Source organism: Shewanella carassii, assembly GCF_019670705.1.
In the GTDB taxonomy this organism is placed as follows: domain Bacteria; phylum Pseudomonadota; class Gammaproteobacteria; order Enterobacterales; family Shewanellaceae; genus Shewanella; species Shewanella carassii.
Window position 1 is genome coordinate 113915 of the sequence record NZ_AP024618.1, and the last position, 20798, is coordinate 134712.

The 20798-nt window shown below is 54.9% G+C and carries 17 protein-coding genes; 9 read left to right on the top strand and 8 right to left on the bottom strand.

The features are described from left to right. Positions 1 to 33: 33 nt before the first annotated feature. Both K5621_RS00475 and K5621_RS00480 read right to left on the bottom strand, forming a co-directional pair. The gene (locus K5621_RS00475; protein WP_221050174.1) at positions 34 to 615 is read right to left on the bottom strand and encodes a phage tail protein; all 582 of its coding nucleotides are present in this window, start codon (positions 613 to 615) and stop codon (positions 34 to 36) included. 227 nt (positions 616 to 842) lie between these two features. Beyond that, entirely contained in the window at positions 843 to 1334 is a 492-nt protein-coding gene (locus K5621_RS00480; RefSeq protein WP_221050175.1) for a GNAT family N-acetyltransferase, read from the bottom strand. A gap of 129 nt (positions 1335 to 1463) precedes the next feature. On the opposite strand from K5621_RS00480, the gene K5621_RS00485 reads away from it, so the two are divergent. The 3 genes from K5621_RS00485 to mog all read left to right on the top strand — a co-directional run bounded on the left by K5621_RS00485 (position 1464) and on the right by mog (position 3442). Continuing rightward, positions 1464 to 1979 carry an NlpC/P60 family protein gene (locus tag K5621_RS00485; protein ID WP_221050176.1) on the top strand — a complete coding sequence of 172 codons (516 nt, stop codon included), beginning with the start codon at positions 1464 to 1466 and terminating at the stop codon, positions 1977 to 1979. 16 nt (positions 1980 to 1995) lie between these two features. Beyond that, positions 1996 to 2835: a hypothetical protein gene (locus K5621_RS00490; RefSeq protein ID WP_221050177.1), complete on the top strand. Its 840-nt coding sequence runs from the start codon at positions 1996 to 1998 to the stop codon at positions 2833 to 2835. Positions 2836 to 2908: 73 nt separating this feature from the next. After that, positions 2909 to 3442, top strand: a complete 534-nt coding sequence (gene mog / locus K5621_RS00495; protein WP_025009110.1) for a molybdopterin adenylyltransferase — start codon at positions 2909 to 2911, stop codon at positions 3440 to 3442. 124 nt (positions 3443 to 3566) lie between these two features. On the opposite strand, the gene K5621_RS00500 is transcribed toward mog, so the two are convergent. From K5621_RS00500 to K5621_RS00510, 3 genes are read right to left on the bottom strand one after another with little or no spacing between them, the layout of a single operon-like run. Further along, entirely contained in the window at positions 3567 to 4703 is a 1137-nt protein-coding gene (locus K5621_RS00500) for an ABC transporter permease (protein ID WP_372584299.1), read from the bottom strand. After that, complete coding sequence (locus tag K5621_RS00505; RefSeq protein WP_025888473.1) at positions 4700 to 5434, bottom strand: ABC transporter ATP-binding protein; 735 nt, start codon at positions 5432 to 5434, stop codon at positions 4700 to 4702. The genes K5621_RS00500 and K5621_RS00505 overlap by 4 nt, the downstream gene beginning before the upstream one ends. After that, positions 5431 to 6873: an alpha/beta hydrolase gene (locus K5621_RS00510; protein WP_245003162.1), complete on the bottom strand. Its 1443-nt coding sequence runs from the start codon at positions 6871 to 6873 to the stop codon at positions 5431 to 5433. Before K5621_RS00510 ends, K5621_RS00505 begins: the two co-directional genes overlap by 4 nt. 131 nt (positions 6874 to 7004) lie before the next feature. On the opposite strand from K5621_RS00510, the gene K5621_RS00515 reads away from it, so the two are divergent. From K5621_RS00515 to K5621_RS00540, 6 genes are all read left to right on the top strand, one after another. Then, entirely contained in the window at positions 7005 to 7388 is a 384-nt protein-coding gene (locus tag K5621_RS00515; RefSeq protein WP_039034579.1) for a GntR family transcriptional regulator, read from the top strand. Positions 7389 to 7400: 12 nt separating this feature from the next. Then, a complete protein-coding gene (locus tag K5621_RS00520; RefSeq protein WP_221050178.1) occupies positions 7401 to 8252 on the top strand; it encodes an ABC transporter ATP-binding protein in 852 nt (283 codons plus the stop codon). Beyond that, a complete protein-coding gene (locus tag K5621_RS00525) occupies positions 8249 to 9481 on the top strand; it encodes a hypothetical protein (protein ID WP_221050179.1) in 1233 nt (410 codons plus the stop codon). The genes K5621_RS00520 and K5621_RS00525 overlap by 4 nt, the downstream gene beginning before the upstream one ends. 137 nt (positions 9482 to 9618) lie before the next feature. Next, a complete protein-coding gene (locus K5621_RS00530) occupies positions 9619 to 11412 on the top strand; it encodes an AMP-dependent synthetase/ligase (RefSeq protein ID WP_221050180.1) in 1794 nt (597 codons plus the stop codon). A gap of 127 nt (positions 11413 to 11539) precedes the next feature. Then, positions 11540 to 13744: a toxin-antitoxin system YwqK family antitoxin gene (locus K5621_RS00535; protein ID WP_221050181.1), complete on the top strand. Its 2205-nt coding sequence runs from the start codon at positions 11540 to 11542 to the stop codon at positions 13742 to 13744. Positions 13745 to 13771: 27 nt separating this feature from the next. Then, positions 13772 to 14170 carry an acyl-CoA thioesterase gene (locus K5621_RS00540; RefSeq protein ID WP_221050182.1) on the top strand — a complete coding sequence of 133 codons (399 nt, stop codon included), beginning with the start codon at positions 13772 to 13774 and terminating at the stop codon, positions 14168 to 14170. A gap of 417 nt (positions 14171 to 14587) precedes the next feature. Here K5621_RS00540 and K5621_RS00545 read toward each other — a convergent pair whose 3' ends face one another. The 3 genes from K5621_RS00545 to pbpG form a co-directional block, all read right to left on the bottom strand. Continuing rightward, entirely contained in the window at positions 14588 to 16081 is a 1494-nt protein-coding gene (locus K5621_RS00545) for a hypothetical protein (protein WP_221050183.1), read from the bottom strand. A 169-nt stretch (positions 16082 to 16250) separates the two neighbouring features. Next, on the bottom strand, positions 16251 to 19745 hold the full coding sequence (locus K5621_RS00550) for a hypothetical protein (protein WP_221050184.1): 3495 nt from the start codon (positions 19743 to 19745) through the stop codon (positions 16251 to 16253). A 124-nt stretch (positions 19746 to 19869) separates the two neighbouring features. After that, complete coding sequence (pbpG, locus tag K5621_RS00555) at positions 19870 to 20775, bottom strand: D-alanyl-D-alanine endopeptidase (protein WP_221050185.1); 906 nt, start codon at positions 20773 to 20775, stop codon at positions 19870 to 19872. Positions 20776 to 20798: the final 23 nt, after the last annotated feature.

The window sequence follows — 20798 nt, forward strand, 5'->3', positions numbered from 1 at the left end:
AGCACACTTCCAACTGCCGTTGATTGTGATGCTTTATGTTCTGGGAGGGTAAATGCCTTCCAAAGCTATGATGAAGTTCACCACGGTTAACGGCTGGCGCAAGTCGACAGTGTCACTGTTGCCCGTTGTGTTTGTGTTGCCATCCAAGCTGACTGATGATGGTTGCATACTGGTGTCCGCCGTGGTGCTGTATGCTTCCAGCGCATTGAGGCCGCTGGCAATCTTGGCCGGTACCGTATTGGGACCAGGCTCATCAGTGGTGCCGCTGACGGTGGATGCCAGTGGGCTGACACTGGCATTGATCTGGTTTGAGTCAATGGCGTGGCTATGGGCGGGCAACTGGGCTGTTGTCAGATTGGTATGCTCGGCTCCAAGCATCATCCCTTGGTTGTAGAAACTGGTGCCTGGACTCTGGCCAAAGCTGACGGGTACCCGGCCGCGAAGATCCGGCAGCTTAAAGGTGCTTACTCCATCACCGCCATACATAGTGCCTAATAAAGAGAATAAAGCCGTATTACTGGCAATGATCATTGTCTGTCCGGCGCACAGTGCCCAACCTGGTGGAGCATAGTTGAAGCCCACCATACGAATTTCGCCGATAAAGTTGTCTGCCATGATATTCACTCCTTGAAAATGAAAGGCTTGGTTTAAGCAAGCCCTCTTGATGAAGTCCATTTACCTAGAGGCGTCGCTGCGAGGCAGTGACAGGTCTTCATAAACACTGGTACACAAGTCTGGAAATAACAAGTTGGTCACTGCGTTTTAATGAGAGGTGGATAGAAGTTTGCCGGAGTGGAGTTAATAGCAAAGGTATGGTGTCTTTGGTGGTCGTAAGTCGATAGTTAGTGAGGTGCCCAACGCATCAATTCGTGAGTCTCGGTAACATCCTGGGTAACAAAACCTTTGTTCAAGTACAGTTTTTTCGCTTGCGGATTGTCCCTGGCGACCATCAGGGACACCGCCAGTTGGTTTAGCTGGGCCAGAGATTGAATGGCGTTCAGCAATTCGCTGCCCAGGCCTTGTCCCCGATACTCAGGTAACAAAGCCATATCCAGAATATGCAGTGCTTCAGTACCTGTGTTTAGGGTGAGTATTCCTGCCGCTTGCTCTTGCACCCGGAGTATTTGGGTAATGGCATTGGGATAGTGATTCTGGAACCAGGCTTGTTGCAGCTGAAACTGTTGTAACAACAGCACCTGAGCCATCTCCTCAGGTAAACCCAGGTGCAGAAAATAACAGCGGCAGGAGTTGAAGACTTTTTGGATAAAAGCTGTGTCGGCGGCCGTGGCCATTGAGGCCGACAATGTGGACTGAGGTGTGAATTCAAGCATCATAGTTTGCTCATCCTTGAGTCATGAGGTTGCTGACCAGAGGATAGCCTGGAGCAGGTGTCCGATTTTTGCAAATATCGGCGGCTTATTGCACATTAGGGGTTCTTCAATGGCATCTGAGTTGGAAAGTGCATGCAGCTGTGGCAGATATTGGCGACATTCCTGTTGTTGGGCGCCCTGAGTGGCTGTTCCGGTCGTCCCGATCCTGTTTCCGCTCCGGCTACAGTGGCTAAGCCCCAAGTGGGCACTGAGTCCGAAGCCAAGCGCTCTGAGCAAGCGCCCTTGTCACAGCAGCGGCTGCTGACGATGCAGCGAGAATGGCATGGGGTTCCCTATCGTTTGGGAGGCATGAGCAAGCGAGGTGTCGACTGTTCGGGCTTTGTCAGCCTGACTTACCTGCGTTTGAGCGACATCATGCTGCCGCGCACCGTGGATGAACAGCGCAAGCTGGGGTTTGCGGTCAAGAAAAGTCAGCTCAAGGTGGGCGATCTGCTGTTCTTCAAGACTGGCTGGAGTAGCCGCCATGTGGGGATCTACATAGGCAACAATGAGTTTATGCACGCCTCTACCAGTCAGGGGGTGATGATCTCATCGCTGGATAACAGCTACTGGAAGCAAAAATATTGGCAGGCCAGGCGCCTGCTCTAGTGTCGGGAGAAGGGAAATGGATAGCCTGTTGCTCGCCAAAATAGCGACCGCCATCATAGCCGTGGTGGGCCTGTCGCTGGTGGCTGAGCGGGTCAGCCCCAGAGTGGCGGGTATTTTATCTGGCTATCCACTTGGTACGGCTATCGCGCTGTTTTTTATCGGCATTGAGTTGGGTGAGCCCTTTGCCGCCGCTAGTGCCACCGCGGCCTTGTCCGGTTTTATCGCTTCGTTGCTGCTGATTTGTGGTTATGCCCTGGGTATTCGTCTCGGCGGCGAGCGGCCACTGCCGTTAGTCGCACTGCTGGGTTCAGGGCTGGGATTGCTGGCCTTTGGCCTCAGTGGCTATCTTCTGAGTCTGTTGAATCTTAATCTCCTCGGCGGGAGCCTGGCGCTGCTGCTGGCGATAGTGCTTGTGGGCTTGGTGCTTGCCAAAATACCGGACGCCACTGTGGCCAAGCCCGTTCGACTCAGCCCGCTGGTATTGCTGCTTAGGGCTGCGGCGGCGGCCATGATAGTGCTGTTGGTCACGGCGGCTGCCAAACTGCTGACGCCGGCTCAGGCCGGTATTCTGGCCGCCTTCCCCATTACGCTTTATCCGTTTTTGTTGATCATTCATCTGGCCTATGGGGCGCCGCAGGCACAAACCATTATCAAGCATTATCCCAGAGGCCTGGGGTCGCTCATGTGTTATGTGATTGCGGTGAGCTGGCTCTATCCGCTGCTCGGCATTGCCTGGGGAACTGCGCTGGCGTTTGTGGTGGCAACCCTGTATTTGCTGGTGTTGAGCGTCTGGCACCGCTTGAGAACCAAGCCTCTTGAGACTCCCGACCCCGAGACGACAAAATGCTCCCGCTGATGGGGGCAGCAAAGCCTAATTGTGGTATGTTAGGCGCCACTGCAACACAAGTATTTTTGCCAAGGGGAACAGCATGGCCAAAGCCAAAATCGGGATAGTAACCGTTAGTGACCGTGCCAGCGCCGGAGTCTATGAAGACATTTCCGGTAAGGCGATCATAGAGACTCTCAATGCTTATCTCACCAGTGAGTGGGAAAGTGTTTATGAAGTGATCCCGGACGAGAGGGCGGTGATTGAAGCCACCCTCAAGCGGATGGCCGATGAAGACGGCTGTTGTCTGGTGGTGACCACAGGGGGCACAGGGCCGGCCAAGCGCGATGTTACGCCCGAGGCGACCGAAGCCGTGTGCGATCGTATGATGCCTGGCTTTGGCGAGCTGATGCGCGCCGAGTCACTCAAGTTTGTTCCGACAGCGATTTTGTCACGGCAAACCGCCGGGCTGAGAGATGACACCCTGATAGTCAACTTACCGGGTAAGCCCAAGTCGATTCGTGAGTGCCTGGATGCGGTATTCCCGGCGATTCCTTACTGTATCGATTTGATGGAAGGCCCCTTCCTCGAATGTGATGAGACAGTGATCAAGCCGTTTCGTCCCAAGGCGAAATAAGCCAACCCGGTTTTTACCCGGCCGATACCCTTGGGTTTCGGGGGACGGGTTTCGGGGTTTCGGCAATCGAAAGGCAAGCCAATATTGAATCTCGGCTTGCCTTTTCTTTTGCGGCCTTGGGGGATCAGAGGCCGAACACCACCTTTTCGCTCTTGAGTGAGCGTTCCAGTCCCAGCACCAGGGCGGCGGCGATGGCCAACGTCAGCAAGCTGGATACCAATAGCTGCAGCAGCGGCAACTCCTTACCCTTGATAAAAGCCATCAGTGCCTGTTGTTGCCCCGAGACCGGCAACCACTGCAAGGTGTCCGGCGCTATGTCGTAACTGGCGGTCATTGCCAGGGCCAAGGGCACGAACAGTACTATGGTCAGATAGGACTGGGCTTCCTTGAAGGTCTTGGCCAGGAAGGACACAAACAGTTGCATGCTGGCGGCCAGCAGGGCGACCGGCAAGCCTATCAACAGCATCAGGGCAATAAACTCGGCGCTGATACTGATGCTGAAGCCGAGCTCCTGCCAGGGCACCATGGGATAGGCAAACTTGGAGATCAGCAAAATCAGCATCAAGCCCAGCATGGCAAACACAGTCACCGCCAGCAGCTTGGAGATCACCAATTGCCTCGGAGTGACAGGGTGACTCAGTAGCAGCGCCAATGAGTTGCGTTCACGTTCGCCGGCACTGGTATCTATCGCCAGATTCATCCCGGAAATAAATACCGAGTAGATCATGGTGAAAATGGCGATCCCGAGGATCATTCCGCCCTTGGAGTCGGGCGTGGCCTGATCCTGCAGTTGCACCTTAATCGGCTGCATTATCCTGGGATCTATACCGCGGGCCAGTAGGCGCAGGCTGCCCATTTCGGAGGAATAACCCTGCAGCGCCCGCTCCAGACGGCGAATCGATTTCTGCAGCTTTTCATCCGAGTTGTCGGCTATCAGGATCACCTCGGCCCTTTCGCCTTTGGCCATCTGCGCCCGATATTGCTCGCTTATCTGCAGTATCAGAGCGCCTGCCTGCTCGCCGCTGTCCTGATTGATCCCCTTCTGGCCGAGATAGCGCACCAGATCCGGCGCCTGTTCGGCGTTGTCTATGCGAATTTGCAGATCATCCGGGCTGGAGAGCTGACCAATCAGCACCACAAACAGACCGCACATGATCAGCGGCGTGCCTATGGCATAGTAGAGTCCGGCCATCACAGAACGCTTGTCGCGGGCGGCATCCAGCAGTTCCTTGCGAACCAGTGTCAAGAGTCGACTCATCATGCGGCTATCCCCTCATCCGTGCCTATCAATTGTATAAAGGCATCTTCCAATGACTCCTTACCGGTTTGACGGCATAGATCGGTCGGGCTGCCAACGGCCACTACGCGTCCCTGGGTCATGACTATCACCTTGTCACAGAGGGCGGCGACCTCCTGCATCACATGGCTGGAGAACAACACACAGTGGCCCTGGCGTTTGAGATCCAACAGCAGCTCCCGCAGAACCCGGGTGCTCATCACATCCAGCCCGCGGGTGGGTTCGTCGAGAATAATATTGGTAGGTTGATGCACTATGGCCTGAGCCAGCGCCGTCTTCATCCGCTGCCCTTGGGAAAAGCCCTTGCAGTGGCGGTCGGCAATATCGTCCATCTTGAGTTTGCCGAGCACATCGGCAGTCGCCTGCTTGGCGGCCTTGCTCGGCATGCCGCTGAGTTCGGCGAAGAAACGAATATATTCCCTCGGACTCAGGCGTTCATAGAGGCCGAAGGGATCCGGAAACAACCCCAGTTGCTGCTTGGCCGCCAGCGGATTGCGACCGACATCTATGCCGTCGACTTCGGCTATGCCTTCGTCCGGTTTCAACAGGCCAAACACAGTGCGCAGGCAGGTAGTCTTGCCGGCGCCATTGGGGCCGAGCAGGCCGGTAATCATGCCATCTTCGGCGCTGAAACTCAGGCCATCCAGGGCTTGAACCTTGCCAATGCGCTTACTCAGATTGGTCACCTTGATCATTTTGTTCCTCCTGGAATGGCTTCCACTGTGCTGGCGTTGAGATAGAAACTGCGACGCACATCTTTGTTAAGACACTCGCCATCCAACTTGTCCGGCGCCGTGCCCTTGACCAGCTCGGCGATCAACTCATTGGCGCAGGACTGGGCGGCAACACCATGGGTGGCATAGGGGGAGATCAAGTGTCTGGCGTTGCTCAACTGGGCCATGGCCAGCTCGCCCCAGGAAGGCGGCGTGGCGGGGTCCTTGGCTCCGGAAAGCAGCAGGGTGGGGATATCGCTGGTTATCGGTTCGGCAAAGGTGGCCGCCGCGGCAGGGACATTCCAGATGGGGCAGCTTCTGTCCAGGCTGCTGAGCATCTCTTTGCCTATGACGCTGGCCTCGGCCTGTTGACGCTCGGCGGCGGTCAATCTGGGCCAATCTTCACCGCAAACCACGGCGGCGTGCATGCCCATGGCAATACCTGTGCTATCGACACTGAGAGCCATCAGCCCCAGCAGGGGTTGGTATTCCTCCATTGCCGCCCGGTGGATGGCGTAGGGCAGCAAGGCTCTGACCGAGGGGCTGTAGAGCGCCATTCTCAGGCTGCCGAGCAGCTTGCTACGGGTCAGGGTCAGCATGGCGATATCGCCGGTTACCGGATGAGGCACCTTCTTCATCACCGCATGTTGCCCCAGGCGCTCGGCCAGCTGGTTCAGTTCCTGACGCAACTGTGGGTAGGTTTGAGCGCACAAAGCGTCCTGCTCACAATCGCTCAGCAGCAGATCCTGGGCTCGGCCAATGGCGGCGCCTATGGCCAGCACACTCTGCTGCATAGGCACGACGCCATCCAGGGTCACTGTCTTCAGTGCCTCTGGATAGTGGCGCATATAGAGCTGGGCCATGCGGCTGCCGTAGGAGATGCCATAAAGGTGCAGTTTCTGATAACCCAGATGCCGGCGAACTGCCTCGAAGTCGTGCAATGCCTGCTCGCTACCGTATTGGCTGATATCGGCATCCAACTTGCTCAGGCAGTTGCGGGTTTCCTGTTCGACATCGAGCGCTTCGTCGTTATAGGCCAGGGTTTGTTCAAGATCCAACGCCGCACACTCAAGGGCGTTGGACTGGCCGGTGCCGCGCTGATCTATCAGCAATATGTCCCGGTTTTGACGCACTTTGCTTAAGATCAGGTTGAAGGTGGCGGCATTTTCGATGGCCGACTGTCCCGGCCCACCTGAAATGGCCAATACGGCTTCATCGGGGGCGGTATTCTTGATGGCCGGCAAGACGGCATAGTGGATTGCCAACTGGCGGCCATCGGGTTTTTGCGGATCCTCCGCGACTCGAATTGTGCCGCAACGCAGACGCTCAGATAGACCGTCGATATAACAGCCCGTGCTTTCGGAAGCTGTCTGTGCCTGACTCAGCGGCGTCCAACAGAGCCCCAGTGCCAACAACAGCATGCTGGTTACGGCAGGCCAGTATTGTTGGCCAAAGTTCCTTTGCTTCATGCTTGTGTCCCTTTTTGGCATTCCTGCCGGATTGTGTTAGTTTAACTACTGTATCAATGTATTAATACAGTGTTTCAAGGCTAATGTTAGAACTATTGAATGTCAACCCCAGCAGCGGCGACCCCATCTACCGCCAATTGAGCGAGCAGATTATTCATCTGATCGTCGGCGGTCAGCTGCCCGAGGAAACCGTATTGCCCTCGGTGCGGCAGATGGCTGAGCATCTGGCTGTAAACCCCATGACAGTTTCCAGGGCGGTGCAGCAGTTGGTGGAGCAGGGATGGCTGGAGCGGCGACGCGGCCAGGCAACCCGGGTAGCCCTGCGTCAGGCTCATCAGAGTCTATCGGCCGAGGCCATAATAACGCCGCAGCTTGAAGACTTGTTGGTGACGGCGCAACAGTTGGGGTTGTCGCAGCAGGGGCTGCAGCAGCTGGTAGTCAAATATTGGCCCCAAACCAAGGAATAACAGGGAAAAAGTATGGAACAGCCAGCCGGGTCATTATTGTGTTTCACTAAGGTCGACAAGAGCTTCGACGGCAAATCTGTTTTAACCGCGGTAGATCTGCAGTTGGAGCCAGGGATGGTGGTAGGGCTGCTTGGTGCCAATGGCGCTGGTAAATCGACCCTGATGCGTATTGCGCTTGGGATCATTCCCTGTGACATTGGCCTGGTGACGACTCTGGGACAGGCGCCGCAGCAGCTGGATTCAGGCCGTAAGCAGCGTTTGGGCTATGTGCCGCAGCAGCCCTTCGGTTATGAGGGGTTCAGTGTCGAGCGGGCGCTGGCCATGCACAGCAGTTTCTATCCTCAGTGGGACATGGAGTTGCAGCAACAATGGTTGCAGCGTTTCGGTCTGGATCTCAAAGCTCAGGTGCAACGGCTTTCAGGGGGACAACGTCAGTCTCTGGCGCTCATTATGGCAATGGCCTATCGACCCCAGTTGCTGGTGTTGGATGAGCCTGTGGCCAGTCTGGATCCCGTTGCCAGACGTCGTTTTATGGCTGATCTGTTCGAGCTGGCGTTGGAATCAGGTTCCGCCGTACTGTTTTCATCACATATCACTTCAGATCTGGAACGGGTCGCCAGTCATCTGGCGTTGCTGAAAGCAGGGGAATTACTGCTGTTTAAGGAGATAGATGCGCTCAGGGAGGAGGTGCGTTTGCTGAAGTTCGCTGCAGACAGTGACATCCAGTTGCCTGAATCCATGCGGCTGTTGGCGACAACCCGTGCCGGCTGTGTGGTGGATGGTTATCGGGGGCAGGCCTTGCCCGGCATGATAGATGCCCGCCGCCTGAATCTGGAGCAGCTGTTTATGGAGCTGCATCCATGAGGCTGGCTTTTTTCCCTGCCTTATGGCTTAAAGATATCGGCAGTGTCAGCTTCCTGATAACGGCCGGACTGGGCTTGTTTTTGGCCCTGGTGATACAGTTGAGTGGGGATAGCGACAAGACCGGGATGTTCCAGGCAATTGCAATTCTTTCTGGATGTGCCGTCTTTGCCTGGCAATCCAATCGTCTGGCCGCCTGTGAATGGCTGGTATTGGTGCCGGGTTTTAAAAAGGCGCTACTGCTGCAGGCCACAGTGCTGGCGATACTGGTTCAGCTTATTTGTTTGGCGATTTCACCTGCGAATTTGGCTATTCAAGGTGTTGCCTGGAGTCTGGGGCTGGCGTTTGTACTGGCATGTTTGCGCTATCCCAAGTGTTTTTACTGGTCGGTACTGCTGTTCTTGGTCTTGCCAATCAGCGAGTCCATTGCCCGTCTGTTACCCGCCTGGAGCTGGTGGTTGGCAACGACAGTGTTATTGGTCATGCTCGCCAGACAGTTACGCTTGCTTTGCTGGCACCCACAGGCGCGTAGCATCTATCTCAATGGGCTGGAGGCGGGTTGGGTTTTAGGCCCAAGGCTGGGGATATGGCAGCCGCTGCTGAGGTTGGAAGCCTGGCTGCATCCGGTCAATTTTTTCATCGGCCCCACCTTGAGCTGGTTGCTGATCCTGCTGCCGGGCAGCAGTCTGCTGTTGATACTTGTTAATTTAGGTTGGCATAAACAATTGCCGGTGATTTATATCGCCGGCCAGTTAGCCATGCTCATCTGCTCCCTGGTGCACTGGAGTCGGCTGCAACGCTGGCGAGGGGCTGAGTTATTGCTGTTGCTGCCCGGGCATACTGGACTTGCTGGGTTGACGGCCGCATTTGCCCGCGGTCAAACCCGATTGCTGGCGTTGTTGGGGCTGATGTTAACCTTGATCCTGATGTTGGATTGGTTCGTCGGCGAAACCCAAGGCTTAGCTGGAGTGCACCAATTGCTGGCGGCTCTCTGGGGCTCGGCGCTGCTCCTGGCGCTGGGAAGTATCAGCCACCAGAAAGGCTATCTGGCTGGCGTCATGCTGCTGTTTATTGTCAATTCTACTTGGAGTTCCGGCCTGGCACGGGGGTTACAACAAGGTTCGGGCAGCGTTGTTTGGCTGAGCCTTGACCTGATTATGCTGGTATTGGCGCTAGTAGTGTTTCATCGTTGTAGCCGTAGATTATGGCGTACAGGAGTCGTTGAACCTTGATACCACAACTGGTCTGATCTCTATGGGGGAAGCGTGATACTGTACGAAACTAGAGCAAAAGCTCTTATGTTTACTTGAGCCTTGGGGTAGAATCGCAAAAAGCGGAACAGCTGTAAGCTAAAAAGGTAAACCGAGTTATGTCTCTAGAGCAGTACAGAATCACCCATCTCTTGCGTCAGCAGCTTGAAGCGCGTGCAGAGCATATCGCCCTGGAAGGCTTCGAAATGGCTGCGCCTTGGGATAAGGTCAGCTGGAATGAATTTAATCGTATCAGTGCTGCTATTGCCGGAACTCTGATCGCCAACGGCTTTGAAGTTCAGGATCGCGCCGTGATCCTGTCCCACAACTGCCCGCAATGGACCTGCGTAGATGTCGGTGTCGTCCGCGCCCGTGGTGTCGTGGTGCCGGTTTATCCTACTTCCACCTTGGAACAAGCCGCCTATATCATCAATGATGCCGGTGCCAAGCTGTTGTTTGTCGCCAATCAGGCTCAGTATGAATTGGCCTGCGAACTGGAATCCTTGTGCCCGACGCTGGCAAACGTGGTGGTGTTCGATAAGCAAGTTGCCCTCAAGCAACCTCATCACCAACATCTGGATACCCTGCTTGAACAGACAGTATCCGAAGAGGCTCGCGCCGAGCTGGCAGCCAGAGAGCAGAGTGCCACGCTGGACGATCTGCTGACTCTGATCTACACCTCTGGCACTACAGGTGAACCCAAGGGGGTGATGCTGGATCAGCGCAATTTCGCTTCGGCCATGCGTCAACATTTTCAACTGATCCCTTTTGACGCGGATCAGGTTTCCCTGGTGTTTCTGCCGCTGAGCCACGTCTATGAGCGCGGTTGGACCTTCTATGTACTCAGTCGTGGTGGGCGGAATGTCTATCTTACTGACACCCATAGAGTGAAAGAAGCCATTGCCGCCGTGCGTCCTCATACCCTGTGTGTGGTGCCCAGATTTCTGGAGAAGGTATACAGCGCAGTGCAGGACAAGGTCGGGCGTGCCTCTGCCACCCGTCGTAAACTGTTTGCCTGGGCGTTGGCTGTGGGCGAGCGTCAATTTGAAGTGCGTCAGGGTCGCGCCCAACCCAGCGCTTGGTTGTCGTTGCAATGGCGCCTGGCCGACAAACTGGTCTATGGCAAACTCAGGGCGGCTCTCGGCGGTCGTCTGCGGTTGATGCCCTGCGGTGGTGCGGCTTTGGATGCCAAGGTCGCGGCGTTTTTCTCGGCCATCAATCTGCCGGTGCTTTGTGGTTACGGCATGACTGAAACCACGGCAACCGTTACCTGTAATACATTGGAGAGCATAGTGACAGGCTCCAATGGTCGTTGTATGCCCGAAGTGGAAATTCGTCTCGGGGCCGAGAACGAGATTTTGGTTCGCGGCGATACCGTGATGCGTGGTTATTTCAACCGGCCCGAAGATACCGCCGAGGCCTTCGAAGATGGTTGGCTCAAGACTGGAGATGCCGGTTACCTGGATGAACAGGGCAATCTGTTTATCACCGACAGGATCAAAGAGTTGATGAAGACCTCTAACGGTAAATACATTGCGCCGCAACGGGTTGAAGGTAAAGTAGGCTGCTGCCCCTTCATCGAACAGGTGGCGGTAATCGCCGATGCCCGTAACTATGTGACGGCGCTAATCGTTCCTGCCTTTGAAGCCTTGGAAGCCTGGGCTAAAGAGAAGGGACTCAGTTATGATTCCCCCATGGAGCTGATACGTCATAGCCATGTGGTTGAGCACTTTGAAGAGCGTTTGAAACAGTTACAGCAGGAGCTGGCGGGTTTTGAACAGATCAAGAAGTTTACCCTGTTGCCGGAAGCCTTCTCTATGGAGGCGGGTTTGATTACCCCGACACTCAAGCTCAGACGCAAGATGATCTATCACAAATATTCCCGCGAAATTAACGCCATGTATGGTGGTTAATTCTGAAAAAGGCTGCCTGGGCAGCCTTTTTTAATGTCCTGATTCCTTTAGATTTAATCTTGGCTGTTGTAGTATTGGCACCCAAACTTGGCCCGGTTGCCAAGGTTATTTCTCAAGGAAGCAGTATATGGAACGACTATTCCAACCAAGCTTGCTCACAGGCTTGTTCCTCCTGATATTCTCGTCGTTTTCTTCAGCCTCTGAATTGGCTCACGGCCCTTTGACACTGCCGGCAGGAGACAATGAGCAGTTGTCTTTCTTCCGGGATGGCGAGCAGCTGCTGGCCCAGATAAAGGGTGACAATGACAGTGAAACACTGGACAGCTTCCCGGCAGCGACTCAGGTGGTCGCCGTGTTCTATCAGGATCTCGATGGTGATGAACAGCGCGAAGTGCTGGTGATGCTCAAGAGCGGCTCAGAACATTTCATCAGGGGATATGGCCGGGACTACAGCAATTGGCAGTGGCTGCAGCGCCTGCAGCCTAGGCTTGACCGGCTGACACCTTCCCTCAAACACTTCACCGTGGCCGAAGTGCGTAAACAGTTGAAGCGTTGGCCGCCGCAACAATACTTGATGACTTACGACATTGACGCCACTGATGACGCCAATATCAGGGCCTTGCTACAAGGCACACTGGAGAGTGACGGGCAACTCTTGGGTTACCGGGATGAAGAGGGGCAAGTGGTGATGCGTGCCGAGCAGGCGTACTCCTATCGGCTCAAGTATCCCGTCAGTATTAAAGAGGGACAGACGGCATTCTTCCTGACTGCCAGCTTGGAGCGGCTCAGCTTTGGTATTGGTGAAGCGGAAGGCTTTATGGTGACCGAAGTGGCTTATCAGCGCGATGATATCGAGGGGGAGGCTGGTCGCAGTGGCCCGCTGCTGGGGTTTACTCCTTCCGGTAGTACCTGGGGCAGCGTGACACTGAGCGCCCATTATCAAGGTGGTAAGCTGCATGGTAGTTGGGCCAGTTACAATCCGCGTAATGGCCGTATCAACGCCGCTGGTGACTATCAAAATGGTTTGCAGCAGGGCGAGTGGATAGAGGCTGACTTCGATGCCAGGTTCTGGCGGGGGCAGTATGTTGACGGCAAGCAACAGGGCCTGTGGAAGCTGGAATCTGACTATGACGAAACCCTGTCGCTGGGGTTTGCGAACTACAAAGATGGCTTATTGCATGGTGAATACGAGGAGCTTCTGGCCGATTTTGGCAGTGACGCCAACCCGACACCCACAAAAATCTGGCTCAAGGGCGTGTACCTTGACAACAAACGCCATGGCCCCTGGATTGAAGATGGCAACAGGGTGACTTATGACCACGGCTTGAAAGATGGCCTCTGGGTTGAGATGGATGGCGAATCTGAGCTGCGGACCCATTACCATCAAGGCAAGAAACAGGGGCTACTGCAGCGACTGGATAACAGTGGCAAACTGCTGCTGGAAGAAAATTATCTTGCCGATCAGCTTGATGGCCAGAGCCGTTACTTCTATGCCAATGGTCAGTTGAAAAAGCTGGCGCAGTTCAAGCAGGGTAAGCAAGACGGCCAACAGCTGTATTTCCATGAAAATGGTCAACTGAGCAGTTTGTATGATTATCAGGCCTACCAAGATAAAGAGGGTCATTGGTATGAGATCCTTCAGGGACAGGTTCTGCGATACAGCGAGCACGGGCAACTGCTGGAGGTGCAGCAGTATCGTGATGCTCGCGCCGAAGGGCGCTGGTATCGCTTCGATAAACAGGGGCAACTGGAGCGCCTGCAAAACTTCAGTCAAGGGTTGGATCAGGGAATGCAGGCCAGTTTCAGTCCTCATGGGATCTCCTCTTTTCGAACCACAGAAAAAGGGATATCCATAGGCGATGGCTATCGTTTTCACCGCAACGGCCAGTTGCAGGAGATCAACTTCTATTGCGATTATGACGGCGCGGCAACCACCAATAACTTGTGCGGTTGGCAACACAGCTTCTATGAAGATGGTCAGGATGCTTGCTTCAGACGCCTCAGCTACGGTTATGAACAGGAATATATCTGTTATGACCGGGAGGGACGGCTGCTCAAGAGCCAGGAGCTAACGGCGGCCAACAAGATGGTTGAACGCCGTTACATCAATGGCAAGCTCCATAAGGAGGAGCCGAGGATCTCTGTATACAACCGGATGATCAATGGTGAACAGGTTTACAACTTCAATGGTGCCCGTTTCGATGGCGTGGTCATCGGCATCTATCACGATGGCCGCTATGAAACCCTGTATCGGGACGGCAAGAAAATTTGCGGCAAACAGTTTGACCCTCAAGGTAAGCTAAAGCCCGGCAAAGACAAGTGCGAGTTTTAATCAACAATAATAACAATAGGATACCCTATGGAAGCGTTAAGCCTGGATATTCAACCCAGATTCAATGAAACCGATGGCCTGGGCCATATCAATAACACTGTGCTGCCCGTGTGGTTTGAAGCCGCCAGAGAGCCTGTGTTCGAAATCTTTAACCCAGGTCTGGATCTGACCAACTGGAACCTGATTGTGGCCGGATTCACCATCGCCTTTAAGGCGCCTACCTATTACGGCAAGAAAGTCAGAGTATTGACCTCGGTCAGCCGCATAGGCAACAGCTCGTTCGAAGTGTTGCAACAGAGTTGGCAGGGAGAGCTGCTGACCGCCGAAGCCAAGACCACCCTGGTGCACTACGACTACAGCTGTGAGCAGAGTCGACCTATTCCGGATGAGATCCGTCAGCGTCTGCTGCCTTTGCTACGGGAGTGAGTCGGCGTTTTCCAAGTACAGATTAAGGCAGCGTCTTCTACGTTGGCCTATTCTGGCTGTGGTATTGGTGAGGTGTTTGGTGAACGAGTCCTTTGAGGGCACAAGTAAGGCAGAGTCGAACTGATACCCCGGATGAGATCCGTCAGCGTCTGCTGCCTTTGCTACGGGAGTGAGTCGGCGTTTTCCAAGTACAGATTAAGGCAGCGTCTTCTACGTTGGCCTATATCTGGCTGTGGTATTGGTGAGGTGTTTGGTGAACGAGTCCTTTGAGGGCACAAGTAAGGCAGAGTCGAACTGATACCCCGGAAGAGATCCGCCAGCGTCTGCTGCCTTTGTTGCGGAAGTGAGCCCGGCGCCGCTTCACCGGGAGTTAGTTTTAAGCTCAGCGTCCCTCAAGAGGAACGCTCAAGCGCTTTGCTAAGAATGATTGCCGAAGCGTTGGAGATACTGCTGTTGGTCGAGCAGTTGCAGTTTATCGACCACTTGCTCACGTATATCCTCCAGCTCTGGTTTGCCAAGCCAAGTAAACCAGATATCCAACCAGCGTAAGTACTGCTGTTGTCTTTGCTGTGGGGTCGCTGATGGCAAAATATCGGCAAAGTCGGCGGCGTCTTCGTTATCACTGTCGAGTAGCTCGTTGGCCATTTCATAAGTCAGTAACCAAAAGTCATGGATTATCTGTTGGTTGGATTCAACCCAAACGCAGTAATCCACTATATGCTGATGTAACAGAGGGGCATGGGCCTGACTGGCGGCGAGTATCTCCAGCGGCCGTTGTGCCTCCAGAGCCTGAGGGTGACTGCCATCTTGCAGATATTGCCACAAGGCTTCTCCCTGGGGTTGCGCTAATACCAGAGGCTTGAATTGGCGTAGCATCTGTCCGGGGCGATAATCCTCATTGTCGTCGGCATCTTGCTGCCACCCCTCGGCCGGGCAAGCCAGAGGGCCATCTGCCTGGCGTTCAAGTGATGCGCGTAGCGTATCTATTTCATCTTTGAGCCGAGCCTGAATAAAGTGGCTCTGTAATAGCGTCTCCAGACCTTCACTCTCCTGGACGTCAAACCAGTCGATAGCGGCAGGGAACATGCTGATAAAAAAGAGTTGCACCGGATCGTCAGTCTCCGTTGTGCGCCACTCGGTTGCCAGCAGTTTGGGACAACTCAGTAAACGTTCACTCAGCAGTTGTTTGAATTGGAGATATCGCTGCGGATTTTGCTTGAGGAAGTCGGCCAGAGCCTGATGGCTTTGTATGCCGGTTTCATCCGAGTAGAAAAAGCCCTGGCGCAAACGGTCACTGTCACACCAGACAAAGGCTCGCAACATCTCCTCACTCCAGCCATTGAGGTTGAGCAGCCTCGCCATGAATTGCTCATAACCATTGCTGTCTTCATTATCCCAGTTGGCAACCAGAAAGTGCGCCAACCGCCAGGCCTGTTCAGGGGCTCGCCGAGCCAGCAGGAATAGGGCCTCAACGCCAAAGATCCGGGTTTCATCCAACCACATGTTGTACACATCGTTGTGCCAACGGGCGAAGGCTATCATGGCATCGGCGGTGGCCAGCAGTTCGGGGGTCAGGTGAGGGTGTTGCATGGCAATAGCGAACAGCAAAGGTTCAGAGAGGTAGAGGTCACACTCGTCACTGATGAGTGGCGGCAGCGTGAATACTTCGCCATCCGGGCCCAGACTCAGGGCTTCCTGCAGCAGGCTGCGCAGTCCTGAATCTTGCAGATCATCGATCTGCAGGCGGCGGTTGCCGCTGTCTGTCGCGGCGACAAATTCGATATCGAACATCCCTTTACGCAGAATAGTGCTTTGCTGCAATTGATGTCGGTATTGAGTCAGGGCTTGCGCTATGGAGAGGGGATCTTGGGGATCCAGCGGGATAAGTGTGTGCTTTTTAAATGACTGCATCTTCCTGACTCAGTTACTGTGCGGGCTAGACCCTTGAAATAGTGGCGGCGATGATAACAAGCCTGTTTGCCGGATACATGCTCTCATATTCAGAAGTTTGAAGGGGAGCGGCAGAGACCATTCGATGCAGAGTCTCTGCGCGCCCTTCACTGTTTACCATGGGTGACAGTTAGACTAGTCCTGCCATGGCATCTCTGACCCGGCGGGAGCCATCGTTGGCTAGCGCCGAGAGCAACTCGGCCGCGTCGGGATAGTCGCCTTCCAGGCAATCGATCAGCTCGATTTTCTCATTGACAGTCAACTGAGTAATAAGGGGCGTCAGCGTGCCGTTTCTCAGTTGAGCGACTAGCCAGTCACAGGGAGCCTCATATTCCCCCTTGCCGAGGCAAAAACGCAGCAGTTTCATCGGCTCAAGCCGTAGCGGCTCCAAGGTTTGCAGCAACCAGCTCAGCGCGGCTTCTTGCAGCTCATCGCTGTCCTGGTATCTCCTGTCTATGTATCGCGCCGCTGGCCAGTCGCCGCGGCGCACCTTGTCGGCCATAAAGGCCCGCAATAGCTGCTTATCGAACAGTTCAAATCCCAATTGATAGTCAAGCAGGAGCTGCAGCAGTCGCTGCCGGGTTGGGGTGGGAAGCAGCCACAGGCACTGCTTGAGGTCATAACGCTCGCAGGATGAGTAGATACTCAGCTCATCAAGGGCGAACAGGCGTTGCAGGCAGGCTTGCATGGCTGCCAGCGGCAGTTCACCACTCAGGTATGCTTGCAGTCGAGCATTGACCAAGGCGACCCTGGCATCGACCGAGTACAGGGCCTTGAATGTCGCCAAGATCTCCTCGGCGCTGACACTCTCGTCAAACAGCAGCACCTCGCCCGCAACACCTTGGGGCATGCCCTCCGGCGGTATCGCTTGGGTCAGCAATAATGCCTGCAACTCTTCACCCTGACGCCGAAGCAGGCTGACGTTGAGCCAGTCATATCTGTCATCTTGGGCCTGCTCGCAAACCACAAGTTGCGGCGCGGCAACCACAGGCTGCTTTATGCCCCGCTCCAGCAACTGGCAGCGGCCATCAAAGTCTTGAGCCAGTACCCGCTGCCAACTCTTGAGGTTGTCGCGAATAAAATACTCGAGGCAGAGTGACCACTCCCGCTGCAGCTCGGAGTGTTGGATAAAGCCTTGTTCGGGGTATTGCAGCTCGAGCAGTTCGAAGGCATTGAGCTTCTCTCTATCCGGCAGTCGTCTCAGTGCCTGCAGCAGTGGATCTGCCTGGCTCGATGAGGCCTGGGCCAACTGGCTCAGCTGCGCTAGCGCGCGCAGGGTGTTATCGCCATCGCCGCTGCTCAGCGACAGTTGGAAGTCAAACACTGTCAGCAGGGCTTCACTGACGCCGAGTGATTGCATGCTACCGATAAAGCCCTGGCGCTCGGTATCAGAGTCAAACTCAGGGTCGAAATTATCGTCACTGTAAGGCATGGCGGCATAGTGCAAGAGCTTGAGTGGCGCCAGTTCCAGCAGCCATTGCCACAGGCGCCGGGCCAGTATGAGTGCCGGCGCTTGCGGCTCATTTGGCTGAGCCGAGGAGTGAGTTAAAGTGTGCTGCGAGGCCAGCAGGAAATAGCACAGCATGGCACCGCGGCGAAAACCGTCTTGTTTGTCGAACAATAGGTATTTGGGCTGGAAGTCACTGATGGGCTCCAGGGTCAATTGGCGGCCAACCCTATCACGCCCTCTTCGATAGAGCTGGTCTTGTGCCAGCTGCAGCGCCTCAAGCTCACAAAGAGAGGACTCGGGCCGACAGATAAACGCCTTGAGCGGCTTGGCATCGTCTGCGGCCTGTTTGAGTACTTGCCCGGCAAGCAGTTCCCAAGGGCTATTAGCGTTTAATCTCTCGCTCAGCGCCCGGCTGGTGGCGTCATGGTACCCGGCCAGACAGTCCTGTTGCCAAAGGAAGGCCAGCAACACATAGTGGCCGAGCTCCATTTGGCTCAGTGGCCAGTTATCCGGGTTGGCAAGCTGGCGGTGTTGCCGGAATAAGGCCAGGGTCTTGTTCAACAAGGGGCGGTTGTAGACCTGGCGCTTGTCGTTCCATTGCTGCAGCAGTTTAGCCAGTTGCGCCTCGAGCAGCGCCTGCTCACTGGTGTCACTGAGGTTGCCGTAGCGCTGCAGATATTGGACATCATCGAGCAGTCCTTCATCGTCGACCAGGTTTTCGCGGATCTCTTCCAGCTCGGGTTTACCAAGCCAAGCGAACCAGATATCCAGCAGGCGTAAATACTGCTGTTGCCTTTGCGGTAGACTCTTTGATGGCAAAATATCGGCAAAGGCTTCGACATCTTCTTCATCACCATAGAGCAGTTCATAACGGCTATCGCTGAGAATACTGCTCAGCTCTTCGGCAATATGTCGATTGGATTCTGCCGTAACGCAGTAGTCGACTATATAGTGATAGAGCCCCAGGGCTTTGGCCTTACAGGCGGGAATTAATGCTATTGGTTGCTGAGCCGCCAGCGCCTGGGATTGGCTGCCATCATGCAGATATTGCCACAATGCCGCGCCTTGGGGTTGCGCCAGTACCAATGGCTTTAACAGACGCAGCAGCCTGCCCGGCCGCTCATCGTCCTCATCCTGATAGCTGCCTTCTTGTTCATCTGCGTCGGTTTCAACACTCTCGGTTATGCCGCATCTGTAACAGGCCAGCGCGCCACTGGCCTGGCTCTCTATGGCGGCGCGCAGGTCGCTTATCTCCTCTTCGAGGCTGGCGCGGATAAACTGGCTTTCAAGCAGGGTATCCAGCCCCTCGCTCTGTTCAACTTCAAACCAGGCAAACTCAATCGGATACATGCTGACAAAGAAATGCAGCACGGCATCGACTCTGCCGAGTGGGCGGTCTTCGGCGGCGAGCAGTTTCGGGCTATTGAGTAAACGCTCGCTCAACAGCTGTTTGAACAGAGGATATTGCTGTGGATTTTGCTTGAGGAAGTCGGCCAGAGGCTGATGACTCTGAATGCCGGTTTCGCCGCTGTAGAAGAAGCCCTGGCGCAGATGGTCACTGTCGCACCAGACAAAGGCCCGCAGCATATCCGGGCTCCAGCCATTGAGTTCGAGCAGCCGTGCCATATATTGCTCATAGCCATTGCTGTAGACATTGTCCCAGGCGGGGATCAGGAAGCGTGCCAATAGCCAGGCCAGTTCGGGTGTGCGTCTGGCCAGCAGAAACAGGGCCTCGACCCCGAAAATGCGGCTGTCGTCCAGCCACATGCGCTGCAGATCATTGTGCCTGCGGGCGAAGTCTATCATGGCCTCGGCGGTGGCCAGCAGTTCGGCTGTCAGGCGAGAGTGTTGCATGGCAATGGCGAACAGCAAGGGTTCAGAGAGGTAGAGATCACACTCGTCACTGATGAGTAGCGGCAGCATGAACCCTTCGCCATCCGGTCCCAGGCTCAGGGCTTCCTGCAGTAGGGCGCGCAGTCCTGAGTCTTGCAGGTCGTCGATCTGCAGACGGCGGTTGCCGCTGTCGGTCACGGCGACAAATTCAATATCGAACATGCCCTGGCGCAGAATAGTACCTTGCTGCAGTTGTTGCCGGTATTGAGCCAGTGCTTGGCTGATGGAGAGGGGATCCCGGGGATCCAGCGGGATAAGGGTGTGCTTTTTAAATGACTGCATCTTCCTGACTCAGTAACGGCTAAGGCCAAAGGCCTTTAAAGGGGGAGGATGATAACAAAACTTGTTGCGGGTGCGGCTACGCAAGCGTGAAAACCTGCGCTGAGTCACCGCGGTTTACTGAATATTAACGAGAGGCGGCCAAGGCCTGACGTTCTGTTTGCTTTTGCTGTTTATAGTCCAGTGCTTCTTGGGGAACTGGACTGATTTTGCCGGTTTCCAGCCACTTCTTTAAGCGGCTGGCATCGGCCAGATGGCTCAGCTTGCCGAAGGCGTCCAGTACCACAAAGGCGACTTCCCGCTTGGCCATTTGGGTCAGCATTACCAGACAGCGACCGGCGTCATCGGTATAACCTGTCTTGGAGAGAGAGATCTGCCAGTTTGGTTTATTTACCAGTCGGTTGGTGTTGTAAAACGCCAGATTATATCTGGGTTTACGAAACGCAACGCTGAGATTGGGCGCCGAGCTCAGCTCGCCTATCAAGGGATACTTTTTAGTCTCCTGCAACAGTTTGACCAGGTCTCTGGCGCTGGAGACATTTTGTTCCGATAGTCCTGTGGGTTCGACAAAGTGGCTGTCTGTCATCCCCAGCTCTGCCGCCTTGGCATTCATCGCTTGGATAAAGGCTTGATAGCCGCCGGGATAGTGATGTGCCAGGGTTGCGGCGGCGCGATTTTCAGAAGACATCAACGCCAGCGCCAGCGCTTCTTTGCGTTTCAGTTCACTGCCGATACGAAGCCTAGACACCACGTTTTGCATGATTTCGGCCTGACTAACATCCACGGTAATCCGCTCGTTGAGCGGCAACTTGGCATCGAGAGTGACTAAGGCCGTCATCAGTTTGGTGATCGAGGCTATGGGTTGCACCTGTTGCGGATTATCGGAATAGAGGAGTTCCCCGGTTTCCAGATCCACTAGCATGGCGCTGGCCGAAGCCAGCTCCTGAATGCCTTTTTCTGCCTGTGGCCGCTCAGTTGCCCAAAGCGGAAAGTTGCAGCATATCAATATTAGTAAACCGGCAAATCTTCTCATCAGCTGAACTTTCCCCACAGTTA

What these genes read in the sequence shown, in the direction of transcription:
- K5621_RS00510 (WP_245003162.1), bottom strand. Translation starts at nt 6,873, where the DNA reads ATGCTGTTGTTGGCACTGGGGCTCTGTTGGACGCCGCTGAGTCAGGCA.
- K5621_RS00525 (WP_221050179.1), top strand. Translation starts at nt 8,249, where the DNA reads ATGAGGCTGGCTTTTTTCCCTGCCTTATGGCTTAAAGATATCGGCAGT.
- K5621_RS00540 (WP_221050182.1), top strand. Translation starts at nt 13,772, where the DNA reads ATGGAAGCGTTAAGCCTGGATATTCAACCCAGATTCAATGAAACCGAT.
- K5621_RS00500 (WP_372584299.1), bottom strand. Translation starts at nt 4,703, where the DNA reads ATGATGAGTCGACTCTTGACACTGGTTCGCAAGGAACTGCTGGATGCC.
- K5621_RS00535 (WP_221050181.1), top strand. Translation starts at nt 11,540, where the DNA reads ATGGAACGACTATTCCAACCAAGCTTGCTCACAGGCTTGTTCCTCCTG.
- mog (WP_025009110.1), top strand. Translation starts at nt 2,909, where the DNA reads ATGGCCAAAGCCAAAATCGGGATAGTAACCGTTAGTGACCGTGCCAGC.
- K5621_RS00475 (WP_221050174.1), bottom strand. Translation starts at nt 615, where the DNA reads ATGGCAGACAACTTTATCGGCGAAATTCGTATGGTGGGCTTCAACTAT.
- K5621_RS00550 (WP_221050184.1), bottom strand. Translation starts at nt 19,745, where the DNA reads ATGCAGTCATTTAAAAAGCACACCCTTATCCCGCTGGATCCCCGGGAT.
- K5621_RS00480 (WP_221050175.1), bottom strand. Translation starts at nt 1,334, where the DNA reads ATGATGCTTGAATTCACACCTCAGTCCACATTGTCGGCCTCAATGGCC.
- pbpG (WP_221050185.1), bottom strand. Translation starts at nt 20,775, where the DNA reads ATGAGAAGATTTGCCGGTTTACTAATATTGATATGCTGCAACTTTCCG.
- K5621_RS00515 (WP_039034579.1), top strand. Translation starts at nt 7,005, where the DNA reads ATGTTAGAACTATTGAATGTCAACCCCAGCAGCGGCGACCCCATCTAC.
- K5621_RS00520 (WP_221050178.1), top strand. Translation starts at nt 7,401, where the DNA reads ATGGAACAGCCAGCCGGGTCATTATTGTGTTTCACTAAGGTCGACAAG.
- K5621_RS00530 (WP_221050180.1), top strand. Translation starts at nt 9,619, where the DNA reads ATGTCTCTAGAGCAGTACAGAATCACCCATCTCTTGCGTCAGCAGCTT.
- K5621_RS00505 (WP_025888473.1), bottom strand. Translation starts at nt 5,434, where the DNA reads ATGATCAAGGTGACCAATCTGAGTAAGCGCATTGGCAAGGTTCAAGCC.
- K5621_RS00490 (WP_221050177.1), top strand. Translation starts at nt 1,996, where the DNA reads ATGGATAGCCTGTTGCTCGCCAAAATAGCGACCGCCATCATAGCCGTG.
- K5621_RS00485 (WP_221050176.1), top strand. Translation starts at nt 1,464, where the DNA reads ATGCAGCTGTGGCAGATATTGGCGACATTCCTGTTGTTGGGCGCCCTG.
- K5621_RS00545 (WP_221050183.1), bottom strand. Translation starts at nt 16,081, where the DNA reads ATGCAGTCATTTAAAAAGCACACACTTATCCCGCTGGATCCCCAAGAT.